The following is a 22876-nucleotide window of genomic DNA, read 5'->3' as shown; positions in this document are numbered from 1 at the left end:
CATTCCTCATTCTTAACTCTTGCAAATATCAACTCATCAAAAGCTAAATCTTTTTTTGCTATTATTACTATGATAATAACATAAAAAGCAGGAAAAAATGAAATCCTTGGCTGTTGCATTTACAGGACCATCGGACAGCGGAAAAACAACGCTCATCCTCAAAGTGGCAAATATTCTTAAAAAAGAGTACGCGTTAGCCATTATCAAAAATGACCCCAGCGATAAAGCTGTCTTCGATGTTGAGGGCAAAGACAGCTGGAAGTTTGCACAAACAGGTGCTGAAGTAGTTGTTACATCGCCTACGCGAACGACACTTTTTTCCAAACGTCATAAAAGTTTGGATGACATCATCGCAATGTTAGGTGATTTCGACTTTTTGTTGGTAGAGGGACTCAAAACATTACCATTGCCTCGTATTGCTATTTTTCGCAATTCACTCAATGAGGACTATTTTGACTGTTCTGACGCAATTGCGATTGATGACAGCATCAACGTAAGCGACTATAACATCCCTTCACATATTGCGATTTTAGATCTCAACAACCCTGAGCAAGTCGTTGCTTGGATACACACTCATGCTAAGAAAGTGAAATAACATGCAAGAAATTTATGACGCTATAAAACGTTCTGCTATTCGAATTCGTGAAGCGATTGAATTTGATGATACAGGCTATTCTGAGAACATCAACTCTACGGGTGATACCCAACTCAAACTGGACATCAAAAGTGACCTCATCATCGAAGAAGAGTTTGCTAAAGTTCTTTCTATCAAAGAAATTGTCAGCGAAGAAAAAGAAGACAAAACGCCTCTGCATGACAATGGCATCTATGGCATTGGTTATGACCCGCTAGACGGTTCTAGCCTCATCGATGTGAACTTAAGCGTTGGTTCTATCTTTGGTATCTATGAAGGTGGTTACGATGGTAAACATCTTAAAGCAGCCGTCTATGTTGTTTATGGTCCTCGTGTTGAACTCGTCATCGCAGAAGATGATGTCAAAATGTACCGCCTCAATAAAAATAACGAATTTGTTTTCATCAAAGAGATTAAACTGAAAGAAAAAGGTAAACTCAACGCTCCAGGCTCAACCCAAATGTGTTGGGAGCCTAAACATAAAGCCCTTATTGATGCCATTTTTGCTGATGGGTATCGTTTACGTTACTCTGGAGGTATGGTGCCAGACTTGCATCAAATCCTTCTCAAAGGTGGTGGACTGTTCTCTTATCCTGCAACCAGTGATGTGCCTAAAGGCAAACTTCGTATGATTTTTGAAGTCTTCCCTTTTGCATTCGTTTATGAAAAAGCGGGTGGCGAAGCAATCGATGGCAAAAGAAGAGTACTTGACCTCTCTCCTTCACATCCTCATGATACTACACCATGTTTCTTTGGATCACATGCTGAAATAGAACGCGTTAAGAAGTGTTATGAGTAGTGAAGTAAACGATATTTACGAACAAGACCTGCAAGAGAAAAAAGTACTCCTGCAAGCATGCCAGCAGAATAAAAATGTTGTGACATGCAGCGATTGTGAAAAAATGTTTGAGTGTGAAACCCGTAAAACCTATGTCAAAGCTGTTTATGAAAGTATGGCTAAAGGACAAGGTGGCGGATTTGAGTTTTAACAATATTAATGAATCAATTTAACTAGGAAGAACGATGTCTCAAAAAGCCTACATTACAACCCCGATCTATTATGTTAACGATGTTCCTCACATCGGACATGCGTACACGACCATTATCGCAGATACCATGGCACGTTACTACCGTCTTAAAGGCTATGAGACCTATTTTCTAACAGGTACCGATGAGCACGGTCAAAAAATTGAAGAAGCGGCAAAAATGCGTGGTAAAACACCACAAGCCTATGCTGATGAAATCAGTGGAAAATTTAGAGCACTTTGGGATGAGTTTGAAATAAGCTACGATAAATTTATTCGTACTACCGATGTTGAGCATAAAACAGGTGTTCAAAAAGCCTTTCAAGTGATGTTTGACAAAGGTGACATCTACAAAGGTGAATATGAAGGTCACTACTGTGTCAGCTGTGAAACATTCTTTACAGACACCCAACTCGTTGATGAAGACAAATGCCCTGATTGTGGCAAGCTCACACGTTTAGTCAAAGAAGAAAGCTACTTCTTTAAACTTTCAAAATACCAAGAAGACCTTATCAAATGGTACAACAACGATGAGAAATGTGTCCTTCCAAAAGGCAAAAAAAATGAAGTCATCAGCTTTGTCAAACAAGGACTTCGTGATCTTTCCATCACGCGTACCAGCTTTGATTGGGGTGTAAAACTTCCTGCTTCCATGAACGATGATAAACACGTGATGTACGTTTGGCTTGATGCCCTTCTTAACTACACAACTGCTTTAGGGTATGGTACCGATGAGAAAAATATGGACTTTTGGCCGGCAACCATTCATCTTGTGGGTAAAGACATTCTTCGTTTTCATGCGATTTACTGGCCAGCATTTTTGATGAGCCTTGGTTTGGCTCTGCCAAAACACGTTGCGGCACACGGCTGGTGGACACGTAATGGCGAGAAAATGAGTAAAAGCAAAGGCAATGTCGTCAACCCTAAAGAGGTTGCTGATGCGTATGGCTTAGAAAACTTTAGATATTTTATGCTTCGTGAAGTTCCGTTTGGTCAAGACGGTGACTTTAGCCAAAAAGCGTTGATGGATCGCATCAATTCAGACCTTGGGAATGAACTTGGAAACCTCCTCAATCGTATCATAGGTATGAGTGGCAAATACAGCAATGGTGTGGTTAATTCTAAAGATGTAAGCAATTTCCATGCAAACGAACTTGCGGCAGTCGATGAGATTTTAAAAAATGTAGAAAACAACCTTTTAGAGCTTCAAACGAACCGTTATTTAGAAGATCTATGGAAAGCCCTTAGTATTGCGAATCAAGCCATTACCGTGCATGAGCCATGGGTAAAAATCAAAGAAGGCAAAGTTGATCAAGCACTCGCACTTGTGGCATTGGTATCGAATATCTTGGCACGCGTTGCAATTTTACTCCATCCTGTTATGCCAAAAACGACTGTAACGATTGCTAAAGCATTAGGCTTTGAGATCACAACAGCAAACTATGATAAATATGTTGTTAGAAAAAGCTTTTTAGATGAATTCCCAATTGAAAAAGTACCACCTCTTTTCCCTCGTATTGAAGAAGAATTGATGGCACAACCAACACCACCTGTTGTGGTTGAAGCTGCACCTGCAAAAAAAGATAAAAAAGAGGCAAAAATTGAGTCTATCATTACTATTGATCAATTTTTTGAAACCTCTCTCAAAATTGGAACCGTTTTAGAAGCGAGTATCTTAGAGGGAAGTGATCGTCTCTTAAAACTCAAAGTCGATCTTGGTGAGAGTGAACCTAGACAAATTGTTGCGGGTATTCGTGAATATTACACTCCTGAAGAGCTTATCAACACTCAAGTGTGTGTTGTAGCAAACTTGAAGCCTGCAACCATCAAAGGATTACTCAGCCAAGGTATGTTATTAGCGGCTAAAGATAAAGAGGGACTTTGCCTTGTACGACCTGAACGACCACGCCAAACTGGCGCATCTATTGGATGAAAATAGACAACTTTGTACGCATCATTGATGGGAGGCTTATTACAACGCCTCCTATTGATGCGTTTGCTACTATCTGCCTCGATGCCTCTCGTGTCTCACATGGCGATCTCTTTATTGATATTAACGCATCACGCGAACAAATTCATCAAGCCCTTTTAAAAGGTGCTTATGCCATTGTTACTACCCTTACATTTGAACACGAAGATGATGAGTGCGCTTGGATCGAAGTACGCTCTATAGAACATATCCTTATCAAACTTTTACGTTATACCATTACACAAAAGTCACTTGAGATGATAGTACTCTCGCCTGTGCAAGCTGCTCTTTTAGAGATGATTCAAACACCTCGCAGTATCAAATACTTACGAGATGATCTTTTCACGATTTCTAAAACCATTCTCGCGGCAAAAGAAGAAGATCGCTTTTGCCTTAGTAATCGTGCATTAGCTGAACAAATCGCTCCTGTTGCACACAAAATTGAAACTACCGTGCATACAAAGCCAACGATCGCTCAAAAAGGGTTGTTTTTGAGCTCTTTTGGCTACCAAGATCGCTATTATGTAGAGCAAAAAATTCCTTCTCTTTTTGTGGAAGAGCTCCTCGCATTACTAACGTTTTGTGATACGCATACTATTTCCTATACCTTAGAACACCTTGGATTTAATGAACATTGCTATCCGCAATTCATTACTCAAAATTTATGCAAAAAAGAGTTTGGAAGTAGTTCAAAAGCGCTTATTTTTGAACCACAAGAAACGCTTTTTTCAACGTTGATCTCTTATGTACAATCACAGATTGATTTTTCAAAGCTTATTCTCTGCCTTCCAAAACAACACAAAAATACTTTTGCTTTTAAAGGAGAGATTTTTTATTTTGAAACCATCGAAGATCTCGCCATTTTAAGTCAAAAATCATTTCAATATGCTCTTGTTTTAGGTGATAGAGAAGATTTTGAGCCTTTGTTTACCAAAACATCTACAACCCAACTTAGCCTCTTTTAAAAGGAGTTTTTATGTTACTCATCGATAACGAATCCAATACACCTTTACAGCTTGATATCTTGGAAAAAATCTGCAAAGAGCATACATCAAAAGAGGTTGAACTGCTCATCATTGATGGGCAAAGTATGCACGAGCTCAATCTTGAACATAGGGGTATGGATAAAACGACAGATGTGTTAAGCTTCCCTGTTGATGATTTTCCACATGCCCCTCTTGGTTCTATTGTCATTAACTACGAGCTAGCTTCTCAAAAAGCACAAGAGTTAGGTCATACTATAGAGGAAGAGACAACGCTTCTTTTTATCCACGGGATGCTGCACTTACTAGGCTTTGATCATGAAATTGATCATGGAGAAATGAGAGAAGAAGAAAAAGCATGGATCAAGCAGTATAATTTACCAGAAAGTTTAATTGTTCGCACAGAGGAGTAATGTATGGTAACGATTGGTATTGTGATTTTTCCACAAGTCGAAGAGCTTGATTTTGTAGCCCCTTTTGAAGTGTTAAGCTATATCAATAAAATACAATCCAATAGTACAAAAGTCCTTCTTATCGCTCCAACAGAAGAGCCCATTCACGCATTCAATGGTCTTCGAGTCCTCCCCGATGTCACTTTGAAGAATTGCCCTCCCTTAGATATTTTACTTTTCCCTGGTGGAAAAGGCCGAAGTGAATGGATGCAAAAATCTATGATACAAACATTCATCAAAACACGTTACGAAGAGTTGACATACCTTGCGTCCGTATGCACAGGAGCGTTTTTTCTTGCAGAAGCGGGTATGCTCTTAGGTAAAGAAGCAACAACGTATCATAGTGCCTTTGATGAACTGGCAAATTATGGTGTTAACGTTGTCTCTTCCAAAGTAGTACATGATGGAAAGATTATTACCGCAGGTGGAGTCAGTTCAGGATTGGAATTGGGATTTTATCTTTTACGTGAACTCTTTGGGGTTACCTTAGCGCAAGAAGTTGCTGATAAAATTGAATATAAAATCAATATAACGCATCTTTAATTCACACTAAAAACGTTTTATTTTCCTTTAGTAGGAGTATCGATAGTGATATAACCCATTTGATAAAGCTTATCGAAGATTTTAGAGGCAATTGGTCCACCTTCACTACCACCATGACCTCCATGCTCAACTAAAACAGTGACAACATACTGAGGATTTTCATAAGGGCCATACGTTGTTAACCATGCGTGAGAGCGTTGATAATAGTCCATATCTTCTTCACGCATACGTTTTTTATCAGTTTGAGAAATACCAACAACTTGTGCTGTTCCTGTCTTTGCAGCGATTTTAAAAGGTGCTGTTACATTGATATGTCTTAATGCCGTACCACCAGGGACATTGGCAACTTCATACATACCCTCACGAGTAACTTTTAGATAGCGTTTTTCGCTCTCACTGACAATATTAGGATCAACTGGAAAATCAAGTGGAACATCGTTTATTTTACTTACAAAATGAGGGGTAACTCCATTACCTGTCGCTAAGAAAGCGGTATATTTGGCTACTTGAACAGGCGTTACAAGGAAGTATCCTTGACCAATGGAGCTAATGAGCGTTTCACCTTGTGACCATCCCTTACCAAAGCGTGCTTTTTTCCATTCACGGCTTGGTACGGTTCCCATAAACTCACGAGGAAGATCAATACCTGTTTTTGCAGCAAATCCTATTTTAGAAAGAAATGGTGCAATAATATCAATACCCGTTTTGAGGCTTGCTTTGTAAAAGTAGTCATCACAACTCTCACGAATTGCTCGAACATACGAGATCATACCATGTCCCTCTTTTTTCCAATCACGGAACACCCGTCCACCAAGTTCCATCGTACCGGTAGATTCAAACGTTGTATTGGGAGTAATAATGCCAGAATTCATCATTGCCATTCCCACGCCCATTTTGACAACAGAGCCTGGAGGGTAGAGACCATTAACGAGTTTATTGGTAAAAGGATGGTTTAAATCATTTGCTAAGATTGCCCACTCTTCCCGAGTGATACCGCTCACGAATTTATTTAAATCATACTCTGGGAAACTGGCTGCTGCTAATATTTCACCATTTTTAGCATTCATAACCACCACAGCACCACTATCATCTCCAAAAAGTTCTGCAATATAACGTTGCAATTCTAAATCAAGACTAAGCACAAGATCATTACTGACAGGCAGTGTTTTACTCACCTGCTCAATCTCTTGGTTAAACGCTGTTACTTTTGTCTTTTTTTCACCTTTAATACCCTGCAAAACAGTATTATAGTACTTCTCAATACCTGTTTTACCTGAAAAACCTACTAGCTTGGCTGTAGCATCTTCTGCAACATCTTGAGTATTTGACTTACCCACATAACCAATCACATGTGAGGCAAGCGAGCCATAAGGATAATGCCTTTTAGAAGTAATTTTGATCTGAAGGTTGTCATGTTGCGCGATTTTGGCAAAGTGTGGAATCAGTTTTTCATAGGGGATAAAACTAATAACATCGACAAAATCATGATTGTATGCAGAGTCTGCTTTGACATACTCTTTCATCATATCTTTCACACTCGCATCTGGCAATGTCTCTGCTAAAAAAGCAATCTCTTCTTCTAACACAGTTCGATTTGATTTGAGACTTAGTCTTGGTTTTAATCCAATTGAGAAACCTAAACGATTGACAGAAAGAGGTTTAAGTTTGCGATCTAAGATAACTCCACGTAAAGGCGCAAGTTCTTCTACTTTAACCGCATTTTGTTTTGCTATCTCTTCATAATATGCATTGGACTTAATGCTAATATAATAAACCCGTACTAAAAGAGCAATCCACACCGAAATGAAGATAGCAAGCGTAATCTTAATTCTCACCGGGACACCCTAAAAAACATGAAGGAGAGAATAGAATCAATCGCGATATAGTAAAAATAGTAATTTGAAAAATAAGGAAATGTCTCATTGTCCAAATACGCAAAAAAAGCATTCAATAAAAAATGTCCAAGATAAGCGATGCTCACATATGCCGCTAAAATACAATTATCGCATGTAATAACATTTTGAATTTTATAAATTGCAAACTTGTAAACAATTACAAATAAAATCACGTATGAAAAAAGATAAAAACCTTTAGAGAGGTCATACACACATAGATAGAGAAATGCTAAAAATAAGGGCATAGCATTTTCTTCATGTCGATTAAAATTAAGAATAAGATAACAAAAAACCACGCCCACAAAAGAAGGGATAAATGGATAAAGTGATGACATTACAAGGCCAGCAAGTAGCCATCCACTGATCCAAAAGAGGGTTAGATAGTTTTGATCAGCGCTATTTCGTCGCATATTGGAAAATGTTTGCATTTAATACAATCCGCCCAAATTTTATGAGCAGGAAGCGCCTCTTTAGGAATTTCACTAAAACCAACTGATTCAAAAAAAGCTTTTTGATACGTTAGTGTAAAGACTTTTTTAACACCTAATGACTCACCCTCTTTTAGGAGGTTTTCGATTATTCCTTTACCAACACCTTTACCTCTACAACCATCTTTTACAACAAGACTGCGTATTTCTGCTAGATCATCGGCATGAAAATGTAGAGCGCCAAATCCAATGATTTGATCGTTTTCTTTCGCTAAGATGTAAGAACGAATATTGGTTGCCATCTCATCCGAACTTCGAAAGAGAATAATACCTTTTTCTACTTCTGGCTTAACAACATCTTGCATATGTACAATATCGCTGAGTTTTGCTTTGGTATAAGTAATCATAATTTCTCTCCAAAAAGCGTTTCAAAAATAGCGTTCAAAGCCTTGTCAATTCCTTTTTTACTACTGCTAGAAACCAAAATAGCATCTGGATAATTTTTTTTAATCACACTAATTTCACTCTGTTTTAATTTATCCAATTTCGTAAAAATACGTAAAATAGTCTGATCAGGTCTTACAATTTCTTGTAAATAGTCATGTACCGCTTGATCTATCTCTAAGAAAGGGTGTCTTGAATCAATCAGGTGTACAAATGTACGAATGGAAGCACGTCTTTTAATATAATCTGTCAAGTTTTTCTGCCACTCTTCTTTAAGGCTGTGAGATACTTTTGCATATCCAAAGCCTGGAAGATCAACCAACTGCGCATGGTATGTTTTTTCATCCTTGCTCAAAACAATTTGAAAAAAGTTGATAAGCCGTGTTTTACCTGGGGTTGAAGAGCTTTTTGCCAGTCCTTTTTTATTGGTCAGTGCATTAATAATGGAGCTTTTACCCACATTACTTCGCCCAATAAACGCGACCTCGCTCATACCTTCTGGTGTCGTCTCTTCCATTTTGGAAGCAGACTTCACAAAGAAAGCGTCTTTAACTTTGATCACTGTTTTTTATCCTCAACCTTGAAGATAAATTTTACAGGTGCAGCACCTTTGCCATCTACTTCATAGTGACCACTGATTTGGTCTACGCGAATAAAATCACCATACACTTTTTTATCGGTTTCAATCTCATGCAAAAATGCTTTTTTCTCTAATGTGTAAAGGCTTTTGCTTGGCTCATATGTCATTTTTTCTGCTTCACCATAATACTTCTTCTGGTTCATCGTTAAGTTGCCTTTTGCATCACCTGTAGCAATATAACGGATAGGCTGTTTTTTATCATCAAATTCTATGGTCACTTTTTTTGCAGTCAACTTATCACCCTCTTTGATGACAACAACATGTCCCTCAAAAATACTGATTTTTTTCTTTTCATCTGCAAAAAATTTCTCTGCTGTCACTTCAACTTCTGCAGCTACAAGCATACTTGAAATACCTAAACAAAGTGCTATAAGTCTTTTCATCTATTTTTTCTTCTTTCCTACTGGTTCTTGTATAAAGGAGTGTATATTTGTTGCACTTATTGTGCCTTCTTTCATCTGATAAACAAATGAAAGCCCATGACTACGGCTCTGTTGCTGTGCAAAAATAAAGGGTTTTTCACTGCTTAAAATCTCTTGTTTAAGGTCATAAAAGATGTCTTCACCATCCAAAGAAACGCCATCATCTCTATAATAATGCGAATTCGTTTTAAAATGCATAATATTATTTTGCAGTACACCCTCATCTGAGGTTAAAACACCTCGTAATCCATCTTTGGTTTTATGTCCTGCATTGATGACATACAGTTTATCAAAATCCTGAAAACGTGCTACACGTTCTGAATGCACAATACTCTCTACCAATCCTTCTTTAATCTGATAGTTTTGAGCATTAAAGAGCTCTACTTCAGGAATTAAATTGCCATCAGTATCTACAATATTAATGGTGTACGGCTCTTTAATCATTAAAAATATCATCATGCCGAAGAAAAGTAATGTTGTGTATGAAAGAAGTTTTAGAGCCAAAGTTTTACAAATGCCTCACTCAAGTTTTCTTTTTCGACTACAATGTCGATCATCTCTCGAACTGCCGCTTTTCCACCCTCTTTTGTAAGCACAATATTAACAGATTCTGTCACCATCGGCAAAGCATCTGCTGGAGCGAAAGAGAGTCCAACTGCACGTAAAAGAGATAAATCATTCAAATCATCTCCAATAGCGGCGACTTGGTCAAAACGAAGTCCTTCTTTTTCTAATATCTCTTGCAAGACTGCTTTTTTATTTTTCACATCTTGATAAAGATACGTAATGCCAAGTTCTTTTGCACGACGCTCTACAACACGTGAACTTCTCCCTGTAATAATGGCTGTTTTTTTACCTAACTTCATCCATGAAACAATACCAAAACCATCTTTAACATGAAACGTTTTAAACTCTTCAACGTCACTGTTGCCATACATAATTCCACCATCGGTAAGACAACCATCCACATCAAAAACCAATAATTCAATCATTACAATACACCCTTAGTACTAGGAATTCCAGCACGTTCATTTTTAACAAGACTACGACGAAGTGCGACAGCAAATGCTTTAAACGCAGCCTCTAAAAGATGATGCTTATTTTTTCCACGGCGTGCTACGATATGTGCACTTATGCCAGCATTCACTATAAGCGCTCTAAAAAACTCTTCCGCGAGTTCAACATCAAACTCGCCTACTTTGCCTTCCATATCAACTTCATAGACTAAATAAGCACGATTACTGAGATCAAGAGCACACTCAACCGCAGCTTCATCCATCACGACAACAGCATTTCCATAACGCTCAACGCACTCAATTGGGTAAATAGAAGCACGCAAGGCTTGTCCTAAAACGATACCTACATCTTCAACGCTGTGGTGAAAATCAATATGCGTATCGCCTTTACAACTAAGTGTTAAATCGATGAATGAATGTTTTGCAAATGCTTCAAGCATATGATCAAAAAAACCAATACCTGTTTTAATATTGGCAGTTCCTGTACCATTTATTTCTAATTCCACACTAATCTGTGTCTCTTTGGTTATGCGTTGTACTGTTTGCATACTATTCCCTTACGATAAATGAGCCTTTATAAAGCCCTTTTGCAATGAAATCAGAGGCTTCTGCTTCACTGCCAAATCCTTTCAGCCATACACGATAAATCGGTTGATTTTCAAAGGTTCCCTCTTTAATAATCGCATTGTAGCGATTATTAACATTCATATTGCTTTGAGCATAACGTGTTGCACCATCTTTACTTCTAAACGCACCAATTTGGATGAGATAATCTGTTTCAACCACGCTCTCTTTTGGAACTCCTGCAGGGGCTACAACACCAGCAAAACCTATAACTTCAATTCCAACAGGACCTGTGCCATTGGCAACAAGATCTATGCGTGTTGCAGCCGTATAGGAGAGATCAATAATGCGTGTACCAACAAAAGGACCACGGTCATTGACACGTACCACAATACTTTTATTATTTTTGAGATTGGTCACCTTAAGCATCGTATTCATTGGAAGTGTTTTATGCGCAGCTGTCATATCATACATATTGTAAACTTCACCATTGGAAGTTTTTTTACCATGAAAATCTTTACCATACCAACTGGAGATTCCACTAAAATAATCTCCTACACTAACCATGGTAGGTGTATACGTTTTTCCATCGATGGTATAAGGACGCATCGTTGCTTTATGCATCGCGGCAGAATCATTAATAGGGCCGCTTCCTTCAGGTGGTGCCATTGTAGGCGTAGGACGAGGACCTCGATAAGCATAACTATCGTTTCTAGAAGCACATCCATAAAAGGATAAAAGCATCACAACACAAAGGCTTAATCCACTAATTTTTCGGAATGACAATACTCTCTCCCACTTTCACAAGGGCATTCTTTTTCTTATTGGCTTTAATCAATTGTGCGACAGGAATATCGTATTTTTTAGATACAGTTTCTATCGTATCGCCTGCTTTAATAATATAAATTTTTTCAGCGCCACTTGTAGAGGCAGGAGTTGAAACTGGCATCGGTGTACCACCAGCGACAACCAATTCTGTTTTAGGCTTGAGTGCAGCACTTTTAAGATTATTAAGTTCCATTAACGATTGAGTACTCATCCCATATCTTTTAGCAATACTTTGTAGAGAGTCACCTTTTTGGGTGGTGTAAACAGCATATTTTTGAGGCTCTTTGGTTTGATCAAAATTTTGAGTGAATGCAATTTGACGATCTTGCGGAATATAAAGATACCCTTTTGATCCGATAGGAGAAGTGAAAGCGTGTTTTAGATGAGGATTGTACGATTTTAGTTCACGTAACGAAATACCAATACTTTCAGATACATCTTTAAGGTGTGTACCACTTGGTACAGAGACTGAAACAAACGTTGCATTATTGGCTCGATTTAAAAGGTATTCAGAGCCATTGTCAAGCATGATATCTGTACTACCTGAGATAAAGCTCATCATCAAAATTTTGCGAATATAAAGTCTGCTTTCCTTGGGAAGATACTTTTGGCTCTCATCTAAGAGAACATTAATGTCATCTGTACCCGCTTTTGCAATCGCTTTTGTAACAGCACCTTCACCGCAATTATACGCTAATGCAGCAAGATACCATTTTCCAAACATATCATGTAAACGTTTTAAATATGCAATAGCAGCTTCTGTGGATTTGATAGGATCACGTCTTTCATCAACGAAAGCATTTTCAACAAGTCCATAACGACGCGCTGTTTCTGGGATAAACTGCCAAAGACCAGAAGCTTTAGCAGGAGAAGAAGAATAAGGATCAAAACTTGATTCAGTCATAGCAAGGTATAAGAATTCTGTTGGGACTCCTGCTTCTTGCATTTTTTTCTGCAAGATAGGCACAAAACGATCGCCACTTTCTAGCGTACGCAAAAAGTGTTTGGTCTTATAAACTTCAACATCTTCTTTCATTGAGATAAAGATAGAATCTTTTAAAAAGGTGTTTGGAAGGTCGAAGTTTTTAAGAGCGGTGAGTTGTTTTTCGTAGTTATTATCGGTATTTAAAAAAGCATGGAGACTCTGAAACAGGAAAAAAAGGATTAAAATAACCTTATACATGCCTCTCCTTTAGTGTGTATTTATCGCTTAGTATTTATTAGATTGTATCTAACTTTATCTTTTCTAAAGCTTTAAAGAGTGTAAAAGCATTTTTTGAGGTCAAATTGTGAAGTTCAGTGACACTTATGTTTAAAAGCTCAGACATCTTTTGAGCTACTAAAAGTGTATAGGAAGGTTCATTGCGTTCACCTCTATACGGCATAGGCGTAAGGTAGGGGGCATCGGTTTCAAGAAGCAATTTATCTTTAGGAATGAGCGGTAAAACTTCGATTAAATTTTTAGCATTTTTAAATGTTAATACGCCACCAATGCCAAAATAAAACCCTTTATCCGCTAAATCAAGTAAATGTTTTGAAGCATTATAGCAGTGTAAAACACCGCCAACGACATCAGCATTTTTTTCAACTAAAAGATGTTTGCTATCTTCATTTGCATCACGGATATGTACAATCAAAGGTTTTTTGAGCTCTTTGGCAAGCTCAATTTGTTTTACAAATACATCTTTTTGTTTCTGCTTTTCAGCCTCTTTTTCTGCGGCATCTTCTGGCAATCGAAAATAGTCTAGCCCACATTCTCCTACCGCAATACATTTTTCATCGCTCAAAAAAGATCGTAGTATTTTTTCGTCATACTGTTCATGATGGTATGGATGGATACCTGTTGCAAAAAAGATATGACTATAGCGATGAGAAAGCTCTTGGGCATAGCTTAAATCTTCAATATCAGCACCAGGGATGATAATACCTTGCACCCCTTGTTCATAAGCATTTTTAATAACATCATCAACATCATCACGAAAACGTGCATCATCAAGATGACAGTGCGTATCAATAATCATCAAGCAACCTCTACCCTATTTTTTCCATTCTTTTTAGCAGTATACAGTGCCTTATCGGCTTGATTGATCATCTCTTCGACACTCTCTAGATCATTAAATGTTACACCAATAGAGACAGTTACATTAAGATTTTTTGCCTCTTTTACTTTTATATGTAATGGAGAAATCGCATTTTTGAGTTTTAAGAAAAATTCTAATGCTTTTTTCTGATCACTATTTTTGAGTACGACACAAAACTCATCTCCACCCAAACGCGCAATTAAATGCTCATGTGTTAACTGTTTTTCAAGTGCCCTAGCGAGCTCAACAATCACGGCATCTCCAACATTGTGTCCTAATGTGTCGTTTATCTGTTTAAAACTATCAACATCAATCAACGCCAACGCAAAAGACTCATTTTTCTTTTTTGCTTCTTTATAATATGTTTGCATCGCATCAAAAAAGTATCGTCTGTTCGCTAGTCCACTTAAAAAATCATTTTGCGCCATATCTTCAATTTTAGCGATATATTCTAAAGAGTCAAGGGAGTTATTGATACGACACGCAATCTCTTCCCTAGTAAAAGGTTTATTGATAAAATCATTGACACCAATTTTGAGAAACTTAGCCGAAATGAGCTCTTGGTTACTTGCCGTCATCGCAATAATAGAAAGCTCATTTTTACTATAAAGCTTGCGTACCTCTTTGGTGAGTTCAACACCATCAATAACAGGCATTAAATAGTCTGTCAAAATGAGTTTAATATCAGGATTGTCACGTAAAAAAGCAAGTGCTTCTTCACCATGTGCAGCCACAAGAACTTTAAACATCTGGTGCTGTAAAAGGGACTTTACTTGAGAGCGTGTTGCCATCGAATCATCAACAATCATCACTTTAATATCGCGATTTTTATGAAGCCTTTCAATGAGTGTAAAGATATAATTGACATCATCAATATTGCCCTTATACACATAATCAATTACATCTTTTTTTAAAATTTTTTCACGTATTTCTTGATCCATAGTACCTGTAAGAATAATAGAAGGAATTTTATACGACAAGATCAGATCAACCACTTCGCCATCAGGTGCGTCAGGAAGGTTAAGATCAAGTAGTGCTACAAAATAGTCACTATTTTTTTCAACAAGGCTTTTTGCCTCTTCAAACGTATAGGCTGCATCAACATCAAAGTCTAAACTTGTTTCCATTTTTTTAATGATGAGTTTGGAAAGTGCCTTGTTATCTTCAACAATTAAAATTTTTTCGCGTGCCATCAATCATCCTAAACATTACATATAATCTTAGTTTGATTTTAACATAAACTTTTTGGGAGTTTTCTAAAGAGGTGGCGGTGGAGGATCAAACCACCGCCTAAAAAGTGTATAAACGAGCGTAAATTAAGGAATCATCCACGTAAAGATATACGCTTGTGCCATTGTCATTAAGCCCATAATAGCAACAAGAATTAAACTGTGTTTTACAGTAAATCTAAACAAGTCTGACTCTTTGCCAACGATACTTGCAGATGCACATGCAATAGAGATGGACTGAGGAGAAATCATCTTACCACATACACCACCTGTTGTATTTGCTGCAACCATCAAGGTTTCATTGAGACCAAGCTGTTGTGCTGTATTTTGTTGCAATCCGCAGAAGAGTGCGTTTGATGAAGTATCTGAACCTGTCAAGAATACACCCAACCAACCTAAGATTGGAGAGAAGAATGGGAACAAGAAACCAGTGTTTGCAAGCACAAGTGCCATTGTTGTTGACATACCTGAGTAGTTCATAACAAATGCAAAACCTAAAACCATACCAATAGATAAAATTGCCCATTTGAGTTCAAACAAGGTTTCACCCATTGTTTTAATCGCTGTGCGGATATTAACTCTAAGAATGAACATAGAAATAATCGCTGCAAAGAAAATAGCAGTTCCTGTTGCAGAGATTGGGTTAAAGGTATAGATGACAGGGAAAGCTGTTGGTTTAGCAACAATTGGAGCCATTTTAAAAATCGCATTACTGATGCTACTAAACTCAAAGTTAAAAATGGTACCCGCCATAATAGCGCCTTTTGCAAAGTACGCTTTGAAAGCATTGGTTGTCCAAATGGTTACCATGATAGAAAGAATAATAAATGGAGACCATGCCTTTAGAACTTCTCCACCTGTATGCGCTTTTTGTGTCTCTCTTTCAAGCTCTGCTGATACATGACCTTTTAAGACATTTTTCGGTTTCCAGAATTTTAAGAAAACAGTTAAAGAAACGATAGAAAAGATTGCAGATGTTACGTCCGGTAACTCTGGTCCAATAAAGTTTGATGTTAAATATTGAGACAATGCAAAGCTACCGCCTGCAACGATCGCTGCTGGCCATACTTCTTTTACACCTCTCCAACCGTCCATCATCGCAACAATCCAAAGAGGAATGATGATAGAGAGGAATGGAAGCTGACGTCCCGCCATCGCACCTACTAAAAATGGATCGATGCCTGTTACTTTACCCGCAACCAAAATAGGAATACCCAATGCGCCAAACGCTACTGGTGCAGTATTTGCGATCAAACAAAGACCTGCGGCATAAATTGGCTGAAAGCCAAGACCTACAAGAATTGCTGCTGTAATTGCAACAGGTGCACCAAAGCCCGCAGCACCCTCAAGGAAAGCACCAAAGGCAAAACCAATTAAGATAACTTGGATACGTTGATCGTCTGTAATCGTAAGAATGGAGTTACGAATAATTCCAAACTGACCACTTTTAACCGTTAACTTATAAAGGAAAACGGATGCTACGATAATCCAAGCAATTGGCCATAGACCGTACAAGAATCCATAACCTGCAGAAGCAACTGCCATGTTGGTAGGCATACCAAATGCTACGACTGCAACAATCATTGAAAGTGCAAGTGTAATGGTAGCAGCGAAATGACCTTTCATTCTAAATACAGCAAGTGCTAGAAAGAAAAAGACAATAGGGATCAGCGCCACAAGTGCTGATAGTCCTAAACTGCCCGCAACGGGCGCATAAACTTGTTGCCAAGTTTGCATACAAACCTCCTCATAAATGTAAACTCTACACGCAGAGTAAAGGAAAGGTATGATAATCGTATGATTTTTACAACAAGCAGAAAAGAGGTGCAAAAAAGATGTTACAAATTTGCACTCTCTAAAAGGGATTTTGCAAAAACAATTGCCTCTTCACTGACATTTTCACCACTGACCATTCGGGCCAACTCAACAATGCGTTCTTCGTTTTGAAGTGGTACAACGTGGCTTGCATGGGAAGCATCTTTGGTCACTAAAAAGTGTTGGTTCGCCACAGAAGAGAGTTGTGGCTGATGAGAGATTGCAAAGATTTGATACTTAGTTGAAAGCGTTTTTAAAACATTTGCCACACTCATGGACTCTTTTCCACTCAAATTTGCATCAATCTCATCTAAGATTAAAACACCACCCTTTGAGAGTAAAAATTCATTGTGAGTTGCAAGGAAAGCTAAGCGTACTCGGTTGTACTCACCTGAGCTTATTTTTTTAAGATCTACTTTTCCAAGATTGACGTGTAAAACATCAAATCCTAACTCGCACAAGGTACCCTCTTCTAGTCGTAAATGAAGTGTTGGCATATAGAGTTGTGCAAGATAATCGTTTAATCGCTCTTCCAATAAAGGGAGATATTTTTGGCGTACTTGGCTGATTTTACGGCTTTGCTCAGTGACACTGCTCTCATATTTAGCTACTGTTTTTTCAAGTTGCGCTTTTTCAAAAGCAATGTTTTCATAACGTGCAAGTTCTTCTTGGCGCTTTTGTTTGTGCTCCAAGGCTTCTTCAATGGAGCCATACCGTTTTTTAAGCTGTGCAATCTTTTCGATACGATCTAAAAGAGATTCGACATCAATCTCTTCGAGTGCTTCTAAGGTTTCATTTTGTTTTTCAAAAACGAGTCTTAATTCATTCATGCACGCATCAAAAAAGCTACTATCGGCTTCGATAAGATTTAAAACCTCTATAACACTGCCTTCAAGCTCAAAGACCGTACTTGCTTTTTGCATAGCTTGTTCGATCTTCTCTTTTTTAGAGAGTGATTTTTTAAAACTTACCAATTCTTCATCTTCACCGATCTTGGGTGAGACCTCATCGATTTTGGCTATTTCAAAACGTGCAAACTCTTTAAGGTCTTCAATTTTTTTCTCTTCTGCTTCAATGCGATCTAGCTCTTCTTTAACGTTTTTATATTCGTTAAATAATGTTTCAAATTTACTCACATTATCTGTATGAGCAGGCTCTTTGCTTGCACAAACGCCATCCAGCAAGCCTAAAAGACGATTGTTCTCAAATTCACTGTTATCTTTCATGGAGAGATAATTGATAAATGTTCGAGAGAGTTCTACCATTCCTTTTTTAGAAACGGCTTGTGTATTGATAAAATAACGCGCATTTTTTGCTCGAAGAAATTTAAAAACATTCGGTTCTTCCTCTTCAAATCCAAATGCTTCTAATCCTAAGTTTTGCCCAACAATAGCTTCTATAACATCTGCATGAACTTCTCCATAACCAAACAAGGAGAGTAAGCCTTGCATTAAGACAGATTTACCAGCACCACTTGGACCGCTAAAAACGACTAAACCTTTTTTAAACTCGATATCACACTCAGCAAACGAGAGATGGTTCTTTATTAACAATCGCTCTATCACACATGCCCCCAATGCAATTTCTTTTTCAAAATTTCAAAATAATCACGATCTAAACTATGAATAAGCTCAGCACCTTGTTCCGCGATGCATACACTTACACGTTCAACTTCATTCATGGTATAGGTATCTTGCCCATCAACAACAATCACGGTATCCCCATCACTTTCAAAGGAAACCTCAAAATCAACAGGCAAAACCAAAGGTCGTTGTGTTAAGGAGTGTGGACAAATCGGTGTTAAGATAAGTGCTTCAGTGAGGGGAAAAACGACAGGACCACCAGCGGAGAGATTGTAGGCTGTTGAACCCGTTGGGGTTGAGATGATAAGCCCATCGCCATAATAAGAATTAAAAAGTTGACCATCAACATACGCTTTAATATTGCTCATATGAGAAATTTTTGAACGCGATAAAACGACATCATTAAATGCAACTACTTTTTCAACTTTTCCATTGACATGTAATGAGACTTCTAGCATCATTCGTGTATCAATACGGTAATTTCCAATAAAAAGATCTTCAATAAAATGGCTAATCTCATCCGTTTGAATATCGGTTAAAAAGCCTAATTGTCCGGCATGGATGCCAAGAACAGGCTTATGGTACATCAAGCTTCTACGACACAGTGAGATCAGTGTACCATCACCACCAAGAGAGATCAGAAAATCGCTCTCTTTGCACATTTGATCAAAATTTACACCTTGACCACATCCCAATATTTGGGCACTTTTCTCTTCTATCAACAGTTTGACATTGTGTTTGCTCAGTGCAGCTTCAATCTCATGCACATAGCCACACAGTGTGCCATCATTGGGCTTGCTGACAAGTCCCACTGTCGAAATAGTCTTTAATTTTTGAGTATGATTGGTTATTTTCATGATAACTCATTCTAGCGTGTCTTTTATTAATCAGTGTTTATGCTATAATTCGCCGATATGACAGACCTTCTAAAGAGGTTAAAATACGAGGAGCACTACAATGAAACATCTCTTTTTCGTAGCTATGGCACTGTTGTTATTCAGTGGTTGTACCTACAAAAATGAAGCACTGAACTTAGAATCTTACAAAGCAGAGTACCAAGGACCACTCTCACGTGATAAGAAAATCGTCTATTTACGAACCGTAAAAGACTTACGTGCGAAGAAGAATATTATTGGTTATGTTGATCAAAAAAGTACCAACACAATCTACTTCTACAGCAATGAAAACTTTGCTGAAAAATATACTGAAGGGTTGGGCTATGCCCTTAATCTCGCTGGCTTTAACACCAATGCGTCAACAAATGAAGCAAATTTAGTGGTTGAAGTTGCGATCAAAGACATTGAGATTGTTTACAATGATAAAAACTTTGATGCAAATCTCAAAGGTGAAATTGAAATCGAAGTTGTTGTACGTAAAGGTGATGAAGTTATTACACAAAACTTTAGACAAAAAGGCAGTAAATGGATTGCTCCATCTTACAGTTCTAAAGATTTAGAACCTTTCTTATACACACTCTTTGCAGATAGTATCGATCAAATCGTCGCACGTTTAACACGTATGTAACACTAAAGGGAAGAGAGATTCTCTTCCCTCCTCTCTTACCAATTACTCACAACCACCCTATTTCTTCCATATTTTTTCGCTAAATAAAGCGCTTGATCCGACTCTTCTAAAAGAGCTTCTTTGTCAGTAATGACAGGGCTTAGAGAACAAATACCTAAACTGACGGTAACTTGAACAATTTCTTGTGTTGCCCCAACCATTGCAACCGTTGTTTTTTCAACTTTTCCACGCAATCTTTCTGCTAAAAGTTCAGCTTCCGCTTTACTCGTATTTGGTGTAATGATCGCAATCTCTTCGCCACCATAACGTGCAACGATATCGCTATCGCGCACAACTTCCAATACAAGTTTAGATAGGTTTGTCAGCACTTCATCACCAACAGTATGCCCATACGTATCGTTGATTTTTTTAAAATAATCAACATCCAGTAGTATCAACGTTAAAGGAAGTTTATACCGTTTTGAGAGGGCTACTTCTTCACAAATTCTCTGATCAAAATAACGTCTATTTTTGAGCCCTGTTAGTGCATCAGTGATACTTTCATGTTGTAAAATCGCAATATCTTTTACATCATTTGTTGTTTGTAGCGCGAGCTGTCCTACGACATAAGCAAATATACCCTCTAAAAGAAGCATAACGGAAACAACAATCGAAAGAAGACTCAGTTCTTCACGCATAAGCCAAAGGTTATATCCAAAAACAAAATAACAGATGATAAAAAAGAGGATAAGAACACTTAAAACTTTCCAACGTTTTTTCAAATTTCCGTCTGGAAGTTCAAGAATCAAACGCTTGATGGGAGTAAGAGAACGCACTAAAAAAAGAGCACCAATAACGAGTAACGCTAATTCAAAGATAATCATAACTGGATGCATGTAACCCCAAGATTAGAGAATTTTTTAAACAGCAAGTGAAGGATTGTACCACAAAAGATGACAATGTTTTCTAAAATAAACTAAAGAAAAGCTACATTTAGCTATACTAATATCTTTTAAAAAACGACATTCAAAGGGTACGACAAGAACCCTTCATTTAGGATAAACATTGAGAAGTCATTATTGTACAGATTTAGATGTCGCCAACATTGGCGAAATTGTAGAAGTGTGTGGCTGGGCAAACAGTCATAGAGATCATGGTGGTGTTATCTTTATCGACCTTCGTGACAAATCAGGTCTTGTTCAATTGGTATGCGATCCAGCAGATAGTGCCACTGCACACGACATTGCCTCTCATGTCAGAGATGAGTTTGTTCTCAAAGCAAAAGGTAGAGTAAGAGCACGTGGTGAAGGACTAGAAAACCCACGCCTTAAAACAGGTAAAATCGAAATTATTGTCGATGAACTTATCATTGAAAACGCAAGTGAGACCGTTCCGTTCGTCATTGGCGATAACAATGTCGGTGAAGATGTACGCCTTAAATATCGTTACTTAGATCTTCGTAACCACAAATCATATGAAATTTTTAAACTCAGAAGTAAAGCAACCGTTGCTGTTCGTAATTCACTCGATTCACAAGGTTTCTTGGAAGTTGAAACACCTATCTTAACCAAATCAACTCCAGAGGGTGCAAGAGATTATCTTGTTCCAAGTCGTGTACACAATGGAGAATTTTATGCGCTTCCTCAATCTCCTCAGCTTTTCAAGCAACTTTTAATGTGTGCTGGATTTGATCGTTATTTTCAAGTAGCAAAATGTTTTCGTGATGAAGACTTGCGTGCAGATCGTCAACCAGAATTTACACAAATTGATATTGAGATGAGTTTCTGCGACCAAGAAGATGTCATGAAAGTCACAGAAAATCTTTTGAAAGATGTTTTCAAAGCATGTGGACATGAAATTCAAATCCCATTCAATCGTATTCGATACAAAGAGGCTATGGAGAAGTATGGTTCTGATAAACCTGACCTTCGTTATGACCTTAGTATGATTGATGTCATCGATATCTTTGCAAACTGTAAAAATGAAATTTTTAGCAACATCGCGAAAGATACTAAGAAAAACCGTATCAAAGCACTCAAAGTACCAAATGGCGACAATATCTTCTCAAAACGTCAAATGCAAGGTTTTGAAGAGTATGTAAGAAAATTCGGTGCTACAGGACTTGGGTATTTCCAAATGAAAGAAGATGGTCTCAAAGGACCTTTAACAAAATTTTTTGATGATACAGATCTTCAAAAAATTGTCGATGCAGCGAACCTTCAAGTAGGAGATGCTATTTTCTTTGGTGCGGGTCCAAAAAAACTTGTTCTTGACTATATGGGACGTTTCCGTATTTTCTTAGCAGAACAAATGAACATCATTCCTAAAGACAAATTTGAGTTTGTTTGGGTTGTTGACTTTGAAATGTTTGAAGTTGAAGATGGAAAAGTAAAAGCACTTCACCATCCATTTACTATGCCAAAAGATATTGACAATACCCCAATTGATGAGATGGAATCTGTCGCTTACGATGTCGTTCTCAATGGTGTTGAACTTGGTGGTGGTAGTATCAGGATTCACAAAAAAGAGATTCAGCAAAAAGTCTTTAACCTTCTTGGCATCAGTGATGAAGAAGCGCATGAGAAATTTGAATTCTTGCTTGACGCACTTAAATTTGGTGCACCACCACACGGTGGTTTGGCAATCGGACTTGATCGTCTGATGATGCTTATTACGAAAAGTGATAGTATTCGTGATGTTATTGCCTTCCCTAAAACCCAAAAAGCACAATGTCTTCTTACTCGCGCACCAAGCGAAGTAGAAAATGACCAATTACGTGACCTTGGAATTAGACTTAGAGAAAAAACCAAATAAAGGAGAGA

At 37.8% G+C, this 22876-nt stretch carries 25 protein-coding genes; 9 read left to right on the top strand and 16 right to left on the bottom strand.

Features of this window, described 5'->3' with window-relative positions; all coding sequences use genetic code 11:
* The first annotated feature begins 97 nt into the window (after positions 1-97).
* The 7 genes from mobB to UCH001_RS03840 are packed head-to-tail and all read left to right on the top strand — an operon-like array spanning position 98 to position 5606.
* Positions 98-595: a molybdopterin-guanine dinucleotide biosynthesis protein B gene (gene mobB, locus UCH001_RS03870; protein ID WP_067174506.1), complete on the top strand. Its 498-nt coding sequence runs from the start codon at positions 98-100 to the stop codon at positions 593-595.
* Between the two features lies 1 nt (position 596).
* On the top strand, positions 597-1433 hold the full coding sequence (locus tag UCH001_RS03865; RefSeq protein WP_067174503.1) for a class 1 fructose-bisphosphatase: 837 nt from the start codon (positions 597-599) through the stop codon (positions 1431-1433).
* Positions 1426-1623 carry a hypothetical protein gene (locus UCH001_RS03860; RefSeq protein WP_067174501.1) on the top strand — a complete coding sequence of 66 codons (198 nt, stop codon included), beginning with the start codon at positions 1426-1428 and terminating at the stop codon, positions 1621-1623. Before UCH001_RS03865 ends, UCH001_RS03860 begins: the two co-directional genes overlap by 8 nt.
* 34 nt (positions 1624-1657) lie before the next feature.
* Positions 1658-3592 (top strand): methionine--tRNA ligase, encoded by a 1935-nt coding sequence (gene metG / locus UCH001_RS03855; RefSeq protein WP_067174498.1) that lies wholly within the window; start codon positions 1658-1660, stop codon positions 3590-3592.
* Positions 3589-4593 (top strand): hypothetical protein, encoded by a 1005-nt coding sequence (locus UCH001_RS03850; RefSeq protein WP_067174496.1) that lies wholly within the window; start codon positions 3589-3591, stop codon positions 4591-4593. The genes metG and UCH001_RS03850 overlap by 4 nt, the downstream gene beginning before the upstream one ends.
* Before the next feature lie 11 nt (positions 4594-4604).
* The gene (ybeY, locus tag UCH001_RS03845) at positions 4605-5024 is read left to right on the top strand and encodes an rRNA maturation RNase YbeY (protein ID WP_067174492.1); all 420 of its coding nucleotides are present in this window, start codon (positions 4605-4607) and stop codon (positions 5022-5024) included.
* A 3-nt stretch (positions 5025-5027) separates the two neighbouring features.
* Positions 5028-5606, top strand: coding sequence for a DJ-1/PfpI family protein (locus tag UCH001_RS03840; protein ID WP_067174490.1), 579 nt, complete (start codon positions 5028-5030; stop codon positions 5604-5606).
* A 17-nt stretch (positions 5607-5623) separates the two neighbouring features.
* Here UCH001_RS03840 and mrdA read toward each other — a convergent pair whose 3' ends face one another.
* The 15 genes from mrdA to UCH001_RS03765 form a co-directional block, all read right to left on the bottom strand.
* A complete protein-coding gene (gene mrdA, locus UCH001_RS03835; protein WP_067174487.1) occupies positions 5624-7441 on the bottom strand; it encodes a penicillin-binding protein 2 in 1818 nt (605 codons plus the stop codon).
* Entirely contained in the window at positions 7438-7929 is a 492-nt protein-coding gene (locus UCH001_RS03830) for a hypothetical protein (RefSeq protein WP_231963964.1), read from the bottom strand. Before UCH001_RS03830 ends, mrdA begins: the two co-directional genes overlap by 4 nt.
* On the bottom strand, positions 7878-8336 hold the full coding sequence (locus tag UCH001_RS03825) for an N-acetyltransferase (RefSeq protein WP_067174485.1): 459 nt from the start codon (positions 8334-8336) through the stop codon (positions 7878-7880). Before UCH001_RS03825 ends, UCH001_RS03830 begins: the two co-directional genes overlap by 52 nt.
* Positions 8333-8935, bottom strand: a complete 603-nt coding sequence (yihA, locus tag UCH001_RS03820) for a ribosome biogenesis GTP-binding protein YihA/YsxC (protein ID WP_173636812.1) — start codon at positions 8933-8935, stop codon at positions 8333-8335. Before yihA ends, UCH001_RS03825 begins: the two co-directional genes overlap by 4 nt.
* Complete coding sequence (gene lptA / locus UCH001_RS03815; RefSeq protein WP_067174481.1) at positions 8932-9396, bottom strand: lipopolysaccharide transport periplasmic protein LptA; 465 nt, start codon at positions 9394-9396, stop codon at positions 8932-8934. The genes yihA and lptA overlap by 4 nt, the downstream gene beginning before the upstream one ends.
* Positions 9397-9879 carry a hypothetical protein gene (locus tag UCH001_RS03810; protein ID WP_231963963.1) on the bottom strand — a complete coding sequence of 161 codons (483 nt, stop codon included), beginning with the start codon at positions 9877-9879 and terminating at the stop codon, positions 9397-9399. It abuts the gene before it with no gap.
* Positions 9880-9929: 50 nt separating this feature from the next.
* Positions 9930-10427, bottom strand: coding sequence for an HAD family hydrolase (locus tag UCH001_RS03805; RefSeq protein ID WP_067174476.1), 498 nt, complete (start codon positions 10425-10427; stop codon positions 9930-9932).
* The gene (gene hisB / locus UCH001_RS03800) at positions 10427-10999 is read right to left on the bottom strand and encodes an imidazoleglycerol-phosphate dehydratase HisB (RefSeq protein WP_067174474.1); all 573 of its coding nucleotides are present in this window, start codon (positions 10997-10999) and stop codon (positions 10427-10429) included. The genes UCH001_RS03805 and hisB overlap by 1 nt, the downstream gene beginning before the upstream one ends.
* 1 nt (position 11000) lies before the next feature.
* Positions 11001-11801: a septal ring lytic transglycosylase RlpA family protein gene (locus UCH001_RS03795; RefSeq protein WP_173636811.1), complete on the bottom strand. Its 801-nt coding sequence runs from the start codon at positions 11799-11801 to the stop codon at positions 11001-11003.
* The gene (locus tag UCH001_RS03790) at positions 11782-13026 is read right to left on the bottom strand and encodes a lytic transglycosylase domain-containing protein (RefSeq protein ID WP_067174472.1); all 1245 of its coding nucleotides are present in this window, start codon (positions 13024-13026) and stop codon (positions 11782-11784) included. Before UCH001_RS03790 ends, UCH001_RS03795 begins: the two co-directional genes overlap by 20 nt.
* Before the next feature lie 37 nt (positions 13027-13063).
* Positions 13064-13864 carry a TatD family hydrolase gene (locus tag UCH001_RS03785; RefSeq protein WP_067174470.1) on the bottom strand — a complete coding sequence of 267 codons (801 nt, stop codon included), beginning with the start codon at positions 13862-13864 and terminating at the stop codon, positions 13064-13066.
* Positions 13864-15117, bottom strand: coding sequence for a diguanylate cyclase (locus tag UCH001_RS03780; protein ID WP_067174468.1), 1254 nt, complete (start codon positions 15115-15117; stop codon positions 13864-13866). The genes UCH001_RS03785 and UCH001_RS03780 overlap by 1 nt, the downstream gene beginning before the upstream one ends.
* A gap of 123 nt (positions 15118-15240) precedes the next feature.
* A complete protein-coding gene (locus tag UCH001_RS03775; RefSeq protein ID WP_067174466.1) occupies positions 15241-16890 on the bottom strand; it encodes a lactate permease LctP family transporter in 1650 nt (549 codons plus the stop codon).
* A 101-nt stretch (positions 16891-16991) separates the two neighbouring features.
* The gene (locus UCH001_RS03770) at positions 16992-18533 is read right to left on the bottom strand and encodes an AAA family ATPase (protein WP_067178460.1); all 1542 of its coding nucleotides are present in this window, start codon (positions 18531-18533) and stop codon (positions 16992-16994) included.
* Positions 18530-19408: an NAD(+) kinase gene (locus UCH001_RS03765; RefSeq protein WP_067174464.1), complete on the bottom strand. Its 879-nt coding sequence runs from the start codon at positions 19406-19408 to the stop codon at positions 18530-18532. The genes UCH001_RS03770 and UCH001_RS03765 overlap by 4 nt, the downstream gene beginning before the upstream one ends.
* A gap of 100 nt (positions 19409-19508) precedes the next feature.
* On the opposite strand from UCH001_RS03765, the gene UCH001_RS03760 reads away from it, so the two are divergent.
* The gene (locus tag UCH001_RS03760) at positions 19509-20075 is read left to right on the top strand and encodes a YajG family lipoprotein (protein WP_067174461.1); all 567 of its coding nucleotides are present in this window, start codon (positions 19509-19511) and stop codon (positions 20073-20075) included.
* Positions 20076-20110: 35 nt separating this feature from the next.
* Here UCH001_RS03760 and UCH001_RS03755 read toward each other — a convergent pair whose 3' ends face one another.
* Entirely contained in the window at positions 20111-20950 is an 840-nt protein-coding gene (locus UCH001_RS03755; RefSeq protein WP_067174458.1) for a GGDEF domain-containing protein, read from the bottom strand.
* A gap of 169 nt (positions 20951-21119) precedes the next feature.
* On the opposite strand from UCH001_RS03755, the gene aspS reads away from it, so the two are divergent.
* Positions 21120-22868: an aspartate--tRNA ligase gene (gene aspS, locus UCH001_RS03750; protein WP_067174456.1), complete on the top strand. Its 1749-nt coding sequence runs from the start codon at positions 21120-21122 to the stop codon at positions 22866-22868.
* The last annotated feature ends 8 nt before the right edge of the window (positions 22869-22876 follow it).

It is taken from the genome of Sulfurospirillum sp. UCH001 (assembly GCF_001548035.1).
Taxonomy (GTDB): Bacteria; Campylobacterota; Campylobacteria; order Campylobacterales; family Sulfurospirillaceae; genus Sulfurospirillum.
Note: the sequence above shows the minus strand (reverse complement) of the source record. Positions and strands in the feature narration are given on the sequence as shown.